This window comes from Bacteroides intestinalis (assembly GCF_003464595.1).
Lineage (GTDB): Bacteria > Bacteroidota > Bacteroidia > Bacteroidales > Bacteroidaceae > Bacteroides > Bacteroides intestinalis_A.
Genome location: NZ_QRZF01000005.1, coordinates 332,637 through 349,381, shown reverse-complemented (window position 1 = coordinate 349,381; position 16,745 = coordinate 332,637). Strand labels below are relative to the sequence as shown.

The window sequence follows — 16,745 nt, the reverse complement described above, 5'->3', positions numbered from 1 at the left end:
TGATATAGATATGGAAAATACAGAAGAAAATTTGCAAGGTAGATCGGCATCTCAAATTGTTGAGATCATCTGTTCGGTGATATTGTTGATATGTTTGTTTTTACCGTGGGTCACACTTCAGATAGGTGGGCGAAGCCCGTTTGGAATGTCTTTTGACACTTCGTATTCTGCTTTTGATGCGATTCAGTTGATTACTAAAGCGAATGCAGGTAGTTCCTTTCTGCCGGTATCTCAATTTGTGGTATTTATATATTTCATTCTGGTATTGTGTATAGTCAATCCGATAGTACAGTATAATAAGCGATTGCCCTGGCTGTCATTTTATACGGCATGGGTGCCTGTTCTTGCGGGAATGGGGTTATTATTTAAGACCACACAAGGCGGAAGTGACGGATTGACTGGGTTAGGAATGGGAGTTGGTGCAGTATTGTCTCTACTGGCAGGCCTACTGATGCAGTTCTCTGCTTGGACAACTATTGGTACTCATCATAAACGTCATCGAAAGTATTTTCTTACAGCGCTTATTTGGTGTGTATTAGGTTGGATATGTCTTTTTGTAGCACCTATTGTTGCATTTTCTACCGATTTTTCCTCATTTGATTCTTTGTCTGATAATATTGTCTTGATCATATTGTCGATTTTAATATATGTGTTGGCGGCTGTAGGTATTGGTCATACTTTCTGGCTTATTTATGGTGGAATTGTAATGCTATGTTCTTCATCAGGTTCTTCTACTACTTCTGTATCAACGAAAAGACCTGTACAGGAGCAAACGGATGAATTCCTGAATCAGGTGAGAACACGTACGGATGAGGAGTTGAAAACCATCTTGCAACATAAAGGGGATTATAACGGACGACTTGTTAAGGCAGCTCAAATCATAATGTTGGAAAGGCTTTCTGATCCTGATTCATCTGTTTCATCCGGTTCTCCGGATGTGACTCCTACAGAAACAGAAGACGATAAATATAGAGCGTATTGGCCACCTTCTAAAGAATGACTTACAGCTATATAATGGGACGTATACTGTTGACCTTGCTTTTTATTACCTGTCTTTCGGTAAGGGTATTTGCGCAAGGTAACGACTCATCCGTAGGAAATGAATTCAAAGATTTCCGGGAAGAGTTGCAAAACGAATATGTTGATTTTCGAAAAGAGATCAATGCAGAATATATAGAGTTCCTGAGTAGAGCATGGAAAGAGTATCGATTGTTTCAAGGGAGGACTCCTGATGAAACTCCGAAGCCATTGTCTCCTGTCTTGTCTCAGGAAGAAAAGGATTGTCGTGAGGTGCTTGTGGGGACAGAACAATTGATTGATGAAACACTTGCAGCAAAAGAAAAGGCGGAGCGAAACATTTTGAAGGGGATTTCTACAGAAGTCAATTTACGGCAAATAACAGACTCCCTGCAGTTGGATTATTTTGGAGCAGAATTGTGGTTGCATTATCAAAGTCGTCCCTTTTATCTACCTGCTGTCACAGAACAATCTGTGGGAAATCTTTGGAGGGAAATGGCTGGTAGTCGCTTTTCCTCTTTATTGGCAGATATGCTTTGCTATAAGGAAAAGATGCAGATGAATGATTGGGCCTATTTCTTGTTGGTGAAGAAAGTGGCTACCCACCTCTCTACGCTACAAGGTGAGGATTGCAGGACGGTCTTCCAGCACTTTCTTTTAGTACAGTCCGGTTACGATGTACGTCTGGCCAGGATGGATCGTTTTCTGGTTCTATTGGTGCCTATCCATGAGAAAGTATATGCTTGTTCCTATTTGGAGATAGATGGACGCCCGTATTATGTGATTTCCGATAAAGATTTGAAATCGTATTCAAGTATATTTACTTATCAGTTGCCGGATAAGTTGATTCAGACACCTTACCTGTCATTGATGATTCATAAGGAGCTATTACTTCCTATGCAACCAAAGGCTTTTTGTATAAAGACTGCCCGTCTGGAAGTGAAAGGAGAAGTAAATCAGAATAAGATACGGTTCTATAAAGAATATCCTTTTTGCGAACTGGCGATATATGCACGTGCGATTCCTGACAATGAGTTGATGAAACAGTTGCTGGCTTCCCTTTCTGTTCAATTGGCGGAAAAGCCATTTGCAGAGGCACTTGACCAACTGCTTTTATGGGTACAAAAAGGATTTCGTTATCAGACGGATCGTGAACAGTTTGGCTACGAGAAACCATTCTTTATAGAAGAGAATTTTTATTATCCGGCTTGCGATTGTGAGGATCGTTCTATTCTTTTTGCTAATCTGGTTAGACGCCTTTGGGGCAAAGAAGTGGTACTACTTGATTATCCGGGGCATGTGGCTACTGCCGTTTGTATGGGTAAAGAAGAGGTGGAAGGTGCTTATATTTCTTTGAAAGGAGAAAAGTACATTGTATGTGATCCTACTTACATGAATGCGAAAGCCGGACTGCTGATGCCTTTCTGCAAAGCAAAACAACCTAAAGTGATAAGATTATGACGAATAATCAGTTGATAGAAGAAATCGTGACGAAGGAGTGCGAGCGTTATGCGCTGGAGGATAGTGGATTCGTTACAGATCGGCGGGCTGTGGCGAGGGAGTTATCTTGTGAACGTAATGCTTTCCTGCCGAATGGCTGTTCTTTGGAAGAATTTAGAGAGTGGAAGGAACATTTACTGAATAACTGGTATTCCCGGAAAGGGTTTGCGAAGTTTTTCCGTCGGAAAGCGGAGAAGCATTGTATGTTTCGAATGGTAAGAAGGCTGTCGCAGAATGCATTATCTGCTATTCAAAGACGTTATGTAGAGGCCACGATTGACGAGGAATTGAAGATGGAGGAGGAAAGAACGGTTGCTTTCAAATTTTCTTCGGCCCTTTTTACGAAATTCTATCAGGGTATATGTGGTAGTGGTGTATTATTCGCTTCTCCCGGGCAATTGGAGAAGAGTTGTATCGAGGGTGTGCGCTCTCTGTTTCCTTTGAAGTATGAATCGCTATATGAGCGCTTGTTGGCTAAGGATGATGAATTTTGGGGAGAAATCTGGAGATTGATTCGTCGTTTTGTCCGCTTTTTGATTGTAGAGAAGAGTAAAGAAGATCAGGAAGCAGTAGAGGAAGTCAGCATGGAGACAGTGATTTCCGTTCAGGAACAGTTGGAGCGTGGAAGATTGGCTCAGATTACATCAGCGTGTCATTTGCTTCATTCATTGCAGATGACCGGGCGTAATAAGTTTTGCGAATGGCTCAGGGCGGAAAAGAAAAGGTCGGAAGAAATTCTGCTGGAAGATGAAGACTGGCAGTGTTTGGAAGGTCAGGATTTCGCTATGATTGGTTCTGAAAAAATAGATGGACGGTTTGCTTATTTGCTGGAGGTGAATGAGAAAAATGAATATGATGTATGTTGTGCTTTGGCGGATATATTGAGTTATGGGCATGACAAGGTTTATGATGAATTGGTAGAAGGTATGCAGGATATAGTACAAGCCATATCTATGCTCTATGTGGAGAATAAGAGGTATGAAGAAATAGCTTGTACACTATATGGAATATCCGATGGGAGGAAGTTGGATAGTTTGCGGAAATCAGTGAGTCGTGGTAAAGAATATCTAAAAAAGAGAATGGTTCATTTGATTATTGAGTATAAACGTAAAGGATATGTACCTTTTGTAGTGGAAAAGGAGGATGTGAAATGAAGGAACAATGTGGATATAAACATTCTGATATCTGGCTATATGTACAAAATCGGATGAGTAGGGAGGAGGAAACGGAATTTCAACAACATTTGTTGCATTGTGAAAAATGTAGGGAAGAGTTGGTCCGGTTACGCCTGATGGTTCATTCTATTGGAAAGAAAGAACGACGGAATGTTTCATTTCGTATTTGGATAGTGGCGGCCTCGGTAGCTTGTGTACTAATGGGAGGCGGAACATATTATTATCTCTTTACCCAGCGGGGAGAACAATTTCCACCGGATGGCTCTCATGAGCTGAAGATAAATCCTCCGGTTTTATATAATGATAAAGATAGCATTACTCCGCAGGATACGATTCGCATGGATACGCTATCAGTGAAAGGGGCTCAATAAAAAAAGCACGAGCCTCACGGCCCGTGCTTTCCAGCTAATTGTTAACTTTAATTTCTATATTTATCATTTTGCAATTGCCAATAGATTAGTTGTGAAGTCCATCTGTTTGTGGTTAACCAGCGTCCAGTCTGATTTATTTTTGCTATCTTGCTTGTAGGCTTTGTAGGCCGTAGGCATATTTGCATCATTCAGTTCGTATACACTTTTCTGAATTGCTTCATCAAAAGCTTTGTGAGATTCGTTCCAGCGACCATAGTTCATGATTATTTCATTATCGCTGTACTGGTAAGTCATTTTGAAATAGGGTACCCATTCATCTTTTGCGCCATCCCATTTGGAAGCCTCTTTGCTTATCAAACGGTTCTGATCATCGTATACAAAGGTGTACTGCATGTGGCGTTGGAGGTAAGAGCCATCTTTTTTGAAGATAGTTTTTGATGCTACCAATTCGCCGTTCATCACCTGATTTGTTATGAAACCATCCTGAGCTTTCACTTCGGAGTTAAGAACACTTGCTATCATAATAGCTACCAATGCGACTGCTTTAAATAAACTTGTAGTTTTCATAATCTTTATTTTTTAATTGTTACTAATTCTATTTGGCTTTCGCTCTTATCTATTAGACGGAACTACTTGCTGAAAAGTGGCAGCTAATCTTTATTTTTTTGCTGATCGCTTTCGCTTAATAAAAATCAATTCCTGTGCCAAAGTGATAATGTGTTGATAATCAGTGATTATTTAAGAGTGCAACCTGTTCATTATCGGACAACTGTCCGCTTATTATCGAACAGTGATCAGAAATAAATCGAAATATTTATTCTTTTTGAAACATGAGTTCAAACATTTGGTACGTAATCAATAACTCTTTATTGGTAAGGTGGCTATTTTTGTCACCAAAATAATATGCTATGAAGAATTTCTATTTGATTACTTTGTTTATGTGTTTAAGTAACCTGCAGGCATGGGCTACAGGTTCGTCGGAAAAGGCAGTGTATGACTTGATAGAACGGGTTACCCCGGGCTATGCTTCTCAATATCGGTTGGAAATAATACCGTCTGAGAATGGAAATGATATCTATGAAGTGGATGGTGACGGACAGAAAATTATCCTGCGGGGAAATAATGCTGTGTCTTTGGCAACTGCTTTTAACTGGTATCTGAAGTATACGTGCCATGCACATGTATCTTGGTTTGGTAACCAATTGGAGTTACCTGAAAAGCTTCCACAACCTGCACATAAGGAACGGAGAATTATTAATGGTAAATTTCGCGTTTACATGAACTATTGCACAGTGAGCTATACTGCAGCATGGTGGAATTGGGAACGTTGGCAGCAAGAGTTGGATTATATGGCAATGAATGCTATCAATATGCCTCTGTTTTCTGTTGGACTGGATGGGGTATGGTATAATACACTGTTGCGCTTTAACTTTACGGAAGAGGAAGCTCGTGCTTTTCTCACCGGACCAGGGCACTCGGCATGGCAGTGGATGCAGAATATTCAGAGCTATGGAGGTCCTTTGCCCAAATCAGTCATAGATAAACATGTGGCTTTGGGAAAAAAGATACTGGCACGTCAACTTGAATTGGGTATGCAACCTATTCAGCAAGGTTTTTCGGGATATGTACCGCGGGAATTGCAGAAGAAGTATCCGCAGGCTAAGATTAGTATGAAACGGAAATGGTGTGGTTTCGATGGTACTGCTCAACTGGACCCGACTGATCCTTTGTTTCATGAGATGGGGTTAGCTTTTCTGGAAGAACAGGATAAGTTGTTCGGCAGTTACGGGGCATATGCTGCCGATCCTTTTCATGAGAGTGCCCCTCCGGTAGATACACCTGAATATTTAAAAAGCGTGGGACAGACCATACATAAGCTCTTCCAGACATTTGATACGGGAGCTTTATGGGTGATGCAAGCGTGGAGTATGCGAGAAGATATTGTGAAAGCAATTCCTAAGGAGTCTTTACTCATATTAGATTTGAATGGTTCGAAAACAGCTTCCAATGGTGGTTGGGGATATCCGGTGATAGCCGGTAATCTTCATAATTTCGGGGGACGTATCAACATGCATGGTGACTTGGCGCTGCTTGCTTCCAATCAATACAAGAAAGCAAAAGCACATTATCCGAATGTATGTGGCTCCGGGCTTTTTATGGAGGCTATCGAACAGAATCCTGTTTACTATGATCTGGCTTTTGAAATGCCTAACCATACTGACAGTATCCATTTACAGGGGTGGCTTGCTGCTTATGCCGAACGTCGCTATGGGGCGAGATCTGCTGCTGCCGAAAAAGCATGGATGTATCTGTTGGAAGGCCCTTATCGACGGGGTACAAATGGGACGGAAAGAAGTTCTATTGTAGCTGCCCGTCCGGCATTGGATGTAAAGAAGTCCGGGCCAAATGCAGGACTGGGCATTCCATACGAACCGATGTTGGTTATTCAGGCGCAGGCTCAACTTTTGAAAGATGCTGATAGATTGGCTGTTTCCAAACCTTATCGTTTCGATATTGTAGATGTACAACGTCAAATGATGACGAACTTGGGGCAGTTAGTGCACAAGAAGGCGGCAGAAGCATTTGTTGCTAAAGATAGAGCAGCTTTCACTTTGCACTCGAGACGTTTTCTTGAGTTATTGAGTGATATGGATGAGTTGCTTTATACGCGAAGTGAGTATAGCTTTGACAAATGGCTGACGGAGGCTCGTAGTTGGGGAGAGACAAAGGAGGAGAAAGACTTGATGGAACGTGATGCGACTTCTTTGGTAACCATTTGGGGGGCTGATGGTGATCCGCGTATTTTTGACTATTCGTGGCGTGAGTGGGCAGGGCTGATCAATGGCTATTACTTGCCTCGCTGGCAGAAATTCTATACAATGTTGCAAGGGCATCTGGATGCAGGTACCGACTATCAGGAAGAAGGGTTGCCTCTGGCTTATGGCAGAGAGGATTTTCGTGCGAATGACTTTTATAATCAATTGGCGGATTGGGAATTGGCTTATGTGGTTCAGACAGATAAGGCACGAACACCTGTTACCCGTGGAGATGAGCTCGTTATTACCCGTCGTTTATTTGATAAATATCTGAAACTATCCCGTGAATATTATACGGATTTTTCGGGTGTGGAAGAAATAAAGGAAGAGCGTACTTACGAAAATGTTGGCGAGGAGTAATTGTTACTCCCCGCTCTTTTTCACTATGATTTTTGCTGCGTATTGTGTAGCGACATTTTTGCGGAAATCCATGAAATCTGTATTATCTTCTTTGGGATAATTTCCTTGATGGAACAATAGCCGGTGTACAATAAGAATATTTCCATCTTCTTCTAAAGTGATGGAAGAATGAAATTTGCCGAATTTAGTCTCCATGTTTGTAGTTTTAGGCAGTGATTCTATTTCGTATCCTTCCGGTAACCGGATGTTAAGGCTGTCTATATCAAGATATCCGTAATTGATTTGAATATCTTGAGTACGCTCACCTTGGTTGCTTGGACTATAGAAGCCTTTATGGAATATGTTGACGGGGATGAACAGACGCTTTCCGGTTTTATTTCCATACTGGCTGCTTTCGATGGTGTAAGTAATATCCAGTTGAGGCTCTTTTTGTTTGGTCTCTTTGAAACGGATATTATCTACTTTAGCTTGTACAAGACTGATGTCTGAGCGTAGCCAGTCTTTCTGCCGGGCGGGTTCTATGTTTATGATATCTGCTTTATCCTCATATTGAAACAGGCGTGAACTTTGTTTTACTTCGATTTTGGCGCTTCCATCCGGTTGAAGGGAGATGAGAGCGTCGTTGACTTGGGTGCTCAAGGAGTCGGCATAGGTCGGTAGTCGGTAAAGTGTTCCGCCACCGGGGCCGATAAGTAAAGCATCATGTCCGGCTATGGAGTGATGTACATAACCCAGGGGCAGAGTAGGGTTGGTACATTCGATCCAAAGTGTATCGTTAGGTAGCGGCACTTGCAGGATGACGTGGTTATTCTGGTTGGCACTGGCAAAATCGGCTAACAGGCGTCTGTTTGTAGTACTGATTACAGTATAAGTGGATGGAATTCCTAACTCTGTAAGCATGGCACGCATATAGTTGGATAGTCCTTTACAATCACCGAATCCGGTACGGTGTACATCGGTAGCGGCAATGGGTTGTAGGCCACCGATACCAAGCTGTATACTGACATAACGTGTAGTGGATGCAAGATACTGGTATACTGCGGCTATTTTTTCATAAGGGGTATTGCAGTTTGCTGTCCGCCTTTGTAGTTCTTCTTTTAGTGCCGGGGGAATCTGATCTCTGCCGTTTAGTAACTGATATTGCCATGCGCCATATGTTTGCCAGTTATCCATACTTCCTTTAGTTCCTTCAAAAGAGAAATTCCGGGGAGTGAAATAGATGCGTGGCAATAGTTCGGAGAGGGCAGGGCTGTAAGGCTCTTTCTGAATGGCGGGTAGGGACTGAACTTTAACTTCCGTCAGCCAGTTTCCGTCCGCTGTTTGTTGTTGGCTGACTTCTGCCTGCATATTGATTGTACGGTAACGGCAGGGATTATCGGCCGGAGTGAGAATGCGATAACTTGCTTGTGCGACGGATTGGTTATAATTCTTTTGTGGCAGGAAACTGGGATAGCCGATAAGACCGTCGCTGTTCTTTATTTCCCATTCATAGGTGATGGTTATAGGGTATCGCGACGGAGTATATTCAAAGAAATAATAATAATCGTCGCTAACAAGTTCATCCGAGTATTCGGTAACTTTCAGCTCACTCTTTTTTATCTTACGGATGACGTTGCCGGAGGCATCACGGACTTCTCCGGAGAACTTCTTTAAAGAGGAAAAGCGGTCGCACATACAGACAAAAGAGGCATCTCCTTTCCCTTTTCCATCCAGTATTTGTATTACGCGTTTCTCTTTCTGGATGGCATCGGTGGGAGAGGTACATACAATATCCGTTACGGCATCCTGTATGATGGAATAAGCATTGGCATGTAAGTCTGTTTGGGCGTGCAGACCACCGGAACAGACGACGGCTTGTAACAGAAATCCGATCAAGAACTTGTTTGTTTTCATAAATCTCTGTATTAGAGTTTCTTTAAAACCATTATTTCATTATTCTTCTTTGCTATTATTTCCCATAATTGCTGCAGTTCGGGATAATCGGTATTCAGGAATAATAGCTTTTGCAACCGGAAAAGGTATCTGAGAGTGACCTGATTGTTTTGCTGGGTGATGGTATATCGACAGAATACTTTCTCGTCACCTGTCTGCACCCTGAGGCCTTCCGGCTTCTCATCTACTACATATCCCTCCGGGATAGTCAGATTAACGGTCAGTGACAGGTGGTCTGTATAAGGAAATTCTACAGGGAGCTTTCTTTCTGATTGTTTGAAAGGGGATTCGGAAACATGCAGGAATACAAGCGGATTGACGTAAATAAACTGGTCGTTAACTGTAGACTGTTTTTCGAATTCCATTACTTCACGTACTTGTGGTGAGAAGTAGTTTCTTCCTTCTATCTGGAGTGACTTGACCTGAATGTTTTCTTCGGAAGCCAGTTTGTTGACAAAGTCGGTGCTGTCTTTTGCCGTGCGGAACTTATTCCGTAAGCGGGAAGCATACTGACCTGCATAAAGTGTTTCGCGTGTACCAGAAATGGTGCCTTCAGGAGAAATGCTGGCAATAACGGCAGATCTCAGCTGGTTTGTTCCGAGAGCTTCCAGATTAACCCATTGACTGTGGTTATCCGGAATGATGACCCGGGCACGGTTGGTCATAAGTAGAGGAGGCAGTACATTGAGATAACCGTCTTCTACCGAACTGTCCAGATAAACCAAGGTGGTGTCTGTATGGGCAATACCTACGATGAAGGTGTTTAGTTTCTGAAGGCTGGGGTGGGTCAGGGGAAGTATGCCCATGTTCCGTCGGCTCATTACTACCGGATAGGCAGGTATTCCGGCATCTGTCAGCATACTGATGAGGATGAAGTTTAAATCAGCATTGCTTCCTGTACCCTCTTTCAGTATTTGTTTTGGGGCTTTACCGTATAAGTTGTATTTCTCATTCCATCTCACCTTATTTTTGAGTAGCGTGTAGATGGCACATATCTTTTCTTCTGTTCCTTTCATCTGTTCAAGATGTAGTGCATTCATCTCTTCTTTAAGGGGATTGCTCATTTTCAGTCTGCCACCGAATTCATTGTCTTTGAGCAATGCTTCATCAATTTGTTCCCAGCTTTTTGTGAACGATTGATAGAGAGAGCCGGGAAAATCAATTCCCAGTAGTTCTAAATTTACCTGCGTACAGTAGTCATCTGCACACCACACATAACTGTCGTCTTTCAAAGCGGGTAGTTGAGTTCCCCGAAAATTCATGTGTGATCCGGTGCATTGGAAGAACTGCCCCTCGATAGAGAGGCTGAGAGAAGTGGATTCGCTTTTTGTCTCCAGGCTCTCCGTGCCGCGCATGTCTGTATTGAATTTGAAATATTCGGGAATGATTATATCGTATTCGGTATATAAAGTAGGAATGTCACTTTGTGCTTTCCAACTGTCGATGGTGAAGAAGAAGTCCGATTCTAACCGGTATTCATATTCTATCAGAGTCCCTGCTTTTACTTGCGGGATGGAGAATTTCAGAGTCATCTGGTTTTCGCTGAGGCGCTCTTTGAATACCATATCTTTTTTCATTTTGGTACGTACCATTTTTCCGTTTTCCATATTATAAGCGCTGGCATCCAAACCGATGATATTTTCTCTCATGGTGTTGTTTGGCAAGTCATAGTAGGGAATCGTAACATTGGCATAAGATGTACCTTCCGGTTTGAGTACCTTGATTTTTACTTTATACTCAGAAACCAGACGAAAGCTTTCCAGCCCCCATTTGTAGCTGACATTGGTCAGTTTACATAGAATAACAGCTGTGGCATTAGAGTCGGGCGCATAAGTAGTCATGGTCAACTCTTCCATGGTAGGTTTCCCAAATTTTAGATTGGGAATAATTGTTTGCTCGTCGGCAAATAGTTGGAGACAGCAAAGACAGCATAGTAAAGTCAGTAAAGCGTTTTTCATATAGTTTTGAATTGAGTGTTGTTGTTCTCGCAAATATATGTTTTTTTTATTTAAAACAAGCGTTTGTTCCTCTCTTTTATTAAAACTCCTTAAAGAAAGCCCGTAGCGTCACTTTTTATTTGTTATTTTGCACCAAATTCGGGTATAGTGTGGTCTGATTGATTCGGGCTGCACTTCATTATTGCATAATGTTCAATGAATAAACTCACCATAAAAGTCTGTCCGGTATGCGGTAGTGCACATATAGAGCGTGCTATGACTTGCATAGATCATTATGCTTCCAGCGAAGCATTCTATCTGTGTCGTTGTCAGGATTGTAGCTTTCTCTTTACGCAGGATTTTCCTGTGGAAGCCGAGATAGGCAGATATTATGAAACTCCCGATTACATTTCCCATTCCGATACGAAAAAAGGCCTTATGAACAGGGTGTACCACTGGGTGCGTAGCTATATGCTGGGCCGTAAGGCACGCTTGGTGGTTCGCGAAGCACATCGTAAGGAAGGACGTCTGCTGGATATCGGTACGGGAACAGGATATTTTGCCGATGCTATGCAGAAGCGAGGCTGGCAGGTGGAGGCAGTGGAAAGGAATGCGCAGGCACGCGTATTTGCTAAGGAACACTTCAATCTGGATATAAAGCCTGATACCGCATTGCAGGATTTTGCTCCCGGTAGCTTTGATGTCATTACTTTGTGGCACGTTATGGAGCATCTGGAACATTTGAATGAGACGTGGGATACATTGAATAAACTCCTGACGGAAAAGGGTGTACTGATTATTGCAGTGCCTAACTGTTCTTCTTATGACGCGAAGAAGTATGGTGCACATTGGGCTGCTTATGATGTTCCGCGCCATTTGTGGCATTTTACGCCGGGTACCATTCAGAAGTTGGGTGCCAAGCATGAGTTTATATTGGCTGCACGCCATCCGATGCCGTTTGATGCATTCTATGTATCGATGTTGAGTGAAAAGTATATGGGACGTTCTCTGTCTTTCTTCCGGGGTATGCTTAGTGGTACACTGGCATGGTTCAGTGCGTTGGGAAGCAAGGAGCGGAGCAGTTCGATGATTTACGTATTCAGAAAGAAACAGAAGTAGGGTGATAAGATAAAAGGTGATAGGGTGGTAAAGTGATAGAGTGATAGAGTGATAAGAAGGTGATAAAGGAAGAAATGAAGGTATGAAGACGAAAAGCAAAAATAATTCCGTATCCTATTTTGATATGCAGTTCATTACCTCCAGTATCAGTACTACGTTGGTATTGCTGTTGTTGGGGTTGGTGGTGTTTTTCGTGCTGACTGCCCATAATCTGTCTGTGTATGTGAAGGAGAATATCAATTTCTCTATTATCATTAGTGATGATATGAAGGAGGCGGATATTCTGAAGTTACAAAAGAGGCTGGATAAGGAAGTGTTTGTACGGTCTACGGAGTATATTTCGAAGAAGCAGGCGCTTCGCGAGCAAATTGAAGCAATGGGAACAGACCCGCAAGATTTTCTGGGTTATAATCCGCTTCATGCATCTATCGAAGTGAAGTTGCATTCTGATTATGCGAATACCGACAGTATAGCTAAAATAGAGAAACAGATAAAGAAGAATACCAATGTACAGGAAGTACGTTATCAGGAAGATCTGATAAATATGGTCAATGAGAATATCCGCAACATAAGTCTGATGTTACTGGGGTTGGCGGTATTATTGGCGTTCATATCCTTTGCATTGATTAATAATACCATCCGGTTGACAATCTATTCCAAGCGCTTTCTCATCCATACAATGAAGTTGGTAGGGGCGAGTTGGAGTTTTATACGCCGTCCGTTCCTGTGGCGTAACTTTTGGATAGGCGTATTGGCTGCTGTCATTGCCGATGGGATTTTGTGGGGTGCTGCCTACTGGTTGGTGGTGTATGAGCCAGATCTGATCAGTGTTATTACGCCCAATGTCATGATGCTGGTTTCCGTATCGGTGCTTGTGTTCGGGGTGTGCATTACGTGGTTCTGTGCATACCTGTCCATTAATAAGTTCCTGCGGATGAAGGCAAGTACACTGTATTATATATAATACTGGACAGTATAGTTGCTTCAATCGGAGCTATACATGAATGGAAAAATAAGAAACGTTTTGAATGAAGTTAAACCGTAAATAATTAAATCATAAATAAAGAGATGAGTAAACAGAAATTTGCTTTCGATAAAACCAACTTTATCCTGCTTGCAGTTGCAATGGCGGTAGTGATTATCGGCTTTATCCTGATGACCGGTCCGGTGTCTACACCGACGCACTTTGAACCGGATATTTTTAGTGCAAGACGTATTAAAGTTGCTCCGGTGGTTTGCCTTGCGGGCTTCTTACTTATGATATATGCAGTGTTGCGTAAACCGCGTGACAAGCAAACGGATAATGGGGGAATGGAAGATCGGCACAATTCATAATTTATAATTCATAATTAGATTACATGGAATGGTTTGAGGCGCTCATCCTTGGGATAATCCAGGGTTTGACAGAGTATTTGCCGGTAAGTAGTAGCGGACATTTGGCTATCGGTTCGGCATTATTTGGTATTGAAGGGGAAGAAAATCTGGCATTTACGGTAGTGGTACATGTGGCTACGGTATTCAGTACGATGGTAGTCTTGTGGAAAGAGATAGAATGGATTTTCAAGGGGCTGTTCAAGTGGCAGATGAATGAAGAGACACGCTATGTAATTAATATCCTGATTTCTATGGTGCCCATCGGTATTGTAGGTGTATTTTTTAAAGATGAGGTGGAATCGGTCTTTGGTTCAGGTTTACTGATCGTAGGCTGTATGTTGCTGGTGACGGCTGCTTTATTGTCTTTCTCTTATTATTATAAGCCGAAGCAGAAAGAGAATATTTCTATGAAAGATGCATTCATTATCGGTTTGGCTCAGGCTTGTGCTGTACTTCCCGGACTTTCACGTTCCGGAACTACAATTGCTACAGGGTTATTGCTGGGTGATAATAAGGCAAAGTTGGCTCAGTTCTCGTTCCTGATGGTGATGCCACCGATATTGGGTGAAGGCCTGTTGGATGGTATGAAGTTGATGAAAGGCGAAGATATTGCCGGAAGTATTTCAACGTTGTCATTGTTGATAGGCTTCATTGCGGCTTTTGTATCGGGTTGTTTGGCTTGTAAATGGATGATTAATATTGTGAAAAAGGGGAAACTGATATACTTCGCGGTTTATTGTGCGATTGCCGGTATTGCAACCCTTGTACTTTCACAAATGCAAGGATAGCAAATGAAGTTTAAAGAAGGAGAAGTACTCTATTTCAATAAACCGTTGGGATGGACTTCGTTTAAAGTTGTGGGACATGCGCGTTACCACATCTGCCGACGGATAAAAGTGAAGAAATTGAAAGTAGGCCATGCCGGTACACTCGATCCTTTGGCTACAGGGGTGATGATTGTCTGCACAGGTAAGGCTACGAAGCGAATTGAAGAGTTTCAGTACCATACGAAGGAGTATGTTGCCACCATTCAGTTGGGCGCCACCACTCCTTCCTACGATCTGGAACACGAGATAGATGCCACTTACCCTACGGAGCATATTACGCGGGAGTTGGTGGAAGAGACGTTGAAGACATTTATCGGTGAGATACAACAAGTGCCTCCCGCCTTTTCAGCCTGTATGGTGAATGGCAAACGTGCTTATGATCTGGCACGTAAAGGTGAAGAGGTAGAGTTGAAGCCGAAGTTGTTGGTGATTGACGAGATAGAGTTGCTGGAATGTAACTTGCCGGAGATTAAAGTCCGCGTGGTGTGCAGCAAAGGTACGTATATCCGTGCCTTGGCACGTGACATCGGTGAAGCGCTGAATAGTGGTGCTCATCTTACGGCTTTGGAACGTACTCGCGTAGGCGATGTCCGATTGGAAGATTGCCTCGACCCGATGAATTTTAAGGAGTGGATAGATGCTCAGGAGATAGAAATTGAAGAATAACTTAAAGAAAGAATAGATATGAAACTGTCGCAATTTAAATTTAAGCTTCCGGAAGAGAAGATTGCTTTGCATCCTACAAAGTATAGAGATGAATCGCGCCTTATGGTGCTTCACAGAAAGACAGGTGAGATTGAGCACAAGGAATTCAAAGATGTTCTGAACTACTTTGATGACAAAGATGTGTTCATCTTCAATGATACGAAAGTATTCCCTGCCCGCCTGTATGGTAATAAGGAAAAGACCGGTGCCCGTATCGAGGTATTCCTTCTTCGCGAGCTGAACGAAGAACTCCGTTTGTGGGATGTATTGGTAGACCCTGCCCGTAAGATACGTATCGGCAATAAGCTGTATTTCGGTGACGACGATTCTATGGTGGCTGAAGTTATTGACAATACGACTTCTCGCGGTCGTACGCTCCGTTTCCTTTATGACGGTCCGCACGATGAGTTCAAGAAAGCTTTGTACGCACTGGGCGAAACCCCACTGCCGCATAGCATTATCAATCGTCCTGTAGAACCGGATGATTCAGAACGTTTCCAGTCTATCTTTGCTCGCAATGAAGGTGCGGTAACGGCTCCTACTGCCAGTCTGCACTTCAGCCGTGAACTGATGAAGCGCTTGGAAATCAAGGGTATCGATTTTGCTTATATTACTCTTCATGCCGGTTTGGGCAATTTCCGCGACATTGATGTGGAAGACCTCACGAAGCATAAGACGGATTCTGAGCAAATGATTGTGAATGAAGAGGCTGTGAACGTTGTGAACCGAGCCAAAGACCTGAACAGACAGGTTTGTGCCGTGGGTACCACCGTGATGCGTGCTATCGAGAGCACCGTAAGCACAGACGGACATCTGAAACCGTACGAAGGCTGGACGAACAAGTTCATCTTCCCTCCTTACGACTTTACAGTGGCAAATGCGATGATTTCCAATTTCCACATGCCGCTTTCTACTTTGCTGATGATTGTTGCTGCTTTCGGTGGATATGATCAGGTAATGGAGGCGTATAATGTGGCTCTGAAGGAAGGTTACCGCTTCGGTACATACGGAGATGCAATGTTGATTACGGATAAGTGATAAATAATTATGAATGATGAATTATGAATGATGAATTGCGATGTAGTGTATTGCATGCCTTATTCATAATTCATAATTCATAATTCATAATTGAATTCATGTACGTCTATTTCAGTTTAGGGACTAACTTAGGCAATAAGGAGCAGAACCTCCGTTTTGCCGTGCAATATATTGAAGAGCGGATAGGGAAAGTAATTTCCCTGTCCGCTTTTTATGCTACTGCTCCGTGGGGATTCTCCTCGGACAATGCTTTCCTGAATGCTGCTGCCTGTATAGAAACCACGCTTTCTCCTTTAGAGGTACTTTCTGAGTCGCAGTCCATTGAGCGGGAGATGGGACGTACCCATAAATCTGTAAATGGTGTGTACAGTGACCGTGTGATAGATGTCGACTTGTTGTTGTATGATGATCTTATTCTGGATACCCCTACATTGAAACTTCCCCATCCGTTGATGCAGGAACGTGCTTTTGTGATGGAGCCGTTGGCGGAAATTGCCCCTGATGTGATGCATCCTGTATTGGGGAAAACCATACAGGAACTTTATCTCAGTACCTTTACATAATATCTTTTAAA

The 16,745-nt window shown here is 42.7% G+C and carries 15 protein-coding genes; 12 read left to right on the top strand and 3 right to left on the bottom strand.

Features of this window, described 5'->3' with window-relative positions; all coding sequences use genetic code 11:
• Window positions 1-10 precede the first annotated feature (10 nt).
• From DWW10_RS09760 to DWW10_RS09745, 4 genes are read left to right on the top strand one after another with little or no spacing between them, the layout of a single operon-like run.
• On the top strand, window positions 11-1,000 hold the full coding sequence (locus DWW10_RS09760) for a hypothetical protein (RefSeq protein WP_022393141.1): 990 nt from the start codon (window positions 11-13) through the stop codon (window positions 998-1,000).
• Window positions 997-2,478, top strand: coding sequence for a hypothetical protein (locus DWW10_RS09755; protein ID WP_022393140.1), 1,482 nt, complete (start codon window positions 997-999; stop codon window positions 2,476-2,478). The genes DWW10_RS09760 and DWW10_RS09755 overlap by 4 nt, the downstream gene beginning before the upstream one ends.
• Complete coding sequence (locus DWW10_RS09750; RefSeq protein ID WP_022393139.1) at window positions 2,475-3,671, top strand: hypothetical protein; 1,197 nt, start codon at window positions 2,475-2,477, stop codon at window positions 3,669-3,671. Before DWW10_RS09755 ends, DWW10_RS09750 begins: the two co-directional genes overlap by 4 nt.
• Entirely contained in the window at window positions 3,668-4,063 is a 396-nt protein-coding gene (locus tag DWW10_RS09745; protein WP_022393138.1) for an anti-sigma factor family protein, read from the top strand. The genes DWW10_RS09750 and DWW10_RS09745 overlap by 4 nt, the downstream gene beginning before the upstream one ends.
• A gap of 63 nt (window positions 4,064-4,126) precedes the next feature.
• Here the strand turns inward: DWW10_RS09745 and DWW10_RS09740 are convergent, their stop codons facing one another.
• Window positions 4,127-4,630: a DUF3836 domain-containing protein gene (locus DWW10_RS09740; protein WP_022393137.1), complete on the bottom strand. Its 504-nt coding sequence runs from the start codon at window positions 4,628-4,630 to the stop codon at window positions 4,127-4,129.
• Window positions 4,631-5,001: 371 nt separating this feature from the next.
• Between DWW10_RS09740 and DWW10_RS09735 the strand changes: the two genes are divergently transcribed.
• Window positions 5,002-7,239, top strand: a complete 2,238-nt coding sequence (locus DWW10_RS09735) for an alpha-N-acetylglucosaminidase (protein WP_409012357.1) — start codon at window positions 5,002-5,004, stop codon at window positions 7,237-7,239.
• A gap of 3 nt (window positions 7,240-7,242) precedes the next feature.
• On the opposite strand, the gene DWW10_RS09730 is transcribed toward DWW10_RS09735, so the two are convergent.
• The gene (locus DWW10_RS09730; protein WP_022393135.1) at window positions 7,243-9,132 is read right to left on the bottom strand and encodes a DUF3857 domain-containing protein; all 1,890 of its coding nucleotides are present in this window, start codon (window positions 9,130-9,132) and stop codon (window positions 7,243-7,245) included.
• Between the two features lie 11 nt (window positions 9,133-9,143).
• On the bottom strand, window positions 9,144-11,129 hold the full coding sequence (locus tag DWW10_RS09725) for a DUF3857 domain-containing protein (protein WP_118420765.1): 1,986 nt from the start codon (window positions 11,127-11,129) through the stop codon (window positions 9,144-9,146).
• Window positions 11,130-11,324: 195 nt separating this feature from the next.
• Between DWW10_RS09725 and DWW10_RS09720 the strand changes: the two genes are divergently transcribed.
• The 7 genes from DWW10_RS09720 (at window position 11,325) to folK (ending at window position 16,734) form a co-directional block, all read left to right on the top strand.
• On the top strand, window positions 11,325-12,227 hold the full coding sequence (locus DWW10_RS09720; protein WP_022393133.1) for a class I SAM-dependent methyltransferase: 903 nt from the start codon (window positions 11,325-11,327) through the stop codon (window positions 12,225-12,227).
• A gap of 82 nt (window positions 12,228-12,309) precedes the next feature.
• Complete coding sequence (locus tag DWW10_RS09715) at window positions 12,310-13,191, top strand: cell division protein FtsX (protein WP_007661027.1); 882 nt, start codon at window positions 12,310-12,312, stop codon at window positions 13,189-13,191.
• Window positions 13,192-13,295: 104 nt separating this feature from the next.
• Window positions 13,296-13,562, top strand: coding sequence for a DUF3098 domain-containing protein (locus DWW10_RS09710; protein WP_022393132.1), 267 nt, complete (start codon window positions 13,296-13,298; stop codon window positions 13,560-13,562).
• Window positions 13,563-13,585: 23 nt separating this feature from the next.
• Window positions 13,586-14,389 (top strand): undecaprenyl-diphosphate phosphatase, encoded by an 804-nt coding sequence (locus tag DWW10_RS09705; protein ID WP_022393131.1) that lies wholly within the window; start codon window positions 13,586-13,588, stop codon window positions 14,387-14,389.
• A 3-nt stretch (window positions 14,390-14,392) separates the two neighbouring features.
• Window positions 14,393-15,094, top strand: a complete 702-nt coding sequence (gene truB, locus DWW10_RS09700; protein ID WP_022393130.1) for a tRNA pseudouridine(55) synthase TruB — start codon at window positions 14,393-14,395, stop codon at window positions 15,092-15,094.
• 18 nt (window positions 15,095-15,112) lie between these two features.
• Window positions 15,113-16,171: a tRNA preQ1(34) S-adenosylmethionine ribosyltransferase-isomerase QueA gene (gene queA, locus DWW10_RS09695; protein WP_022393129.1), complete on the top strand. Its 1,059-nt coding sequence runs from the start codon at window positions 15,113-15,115 to the stop codon at window positions 16,169-16,171.
• A 98-nt stretch (window positions 16,172-16,269) separates the two neighbouring features.
• The gene (gene folK, locus DWW10_RS09690) at window positions 16,270-16,734 is read left to right on the top strand and encodes a 2-amino-4-hydroxy-6-hydroxymethyldihydropteridine diphosphokinase (RefSeq protein ID WP_022393128.1); all 465 of its coding nucleotides are present in this window, start codon (window positions 16,270-16,272) and stop codon (window positions 16,732-16,734) included.
• Window positions 16,735-16,745 lie beyond the last annotated feature (11 nt).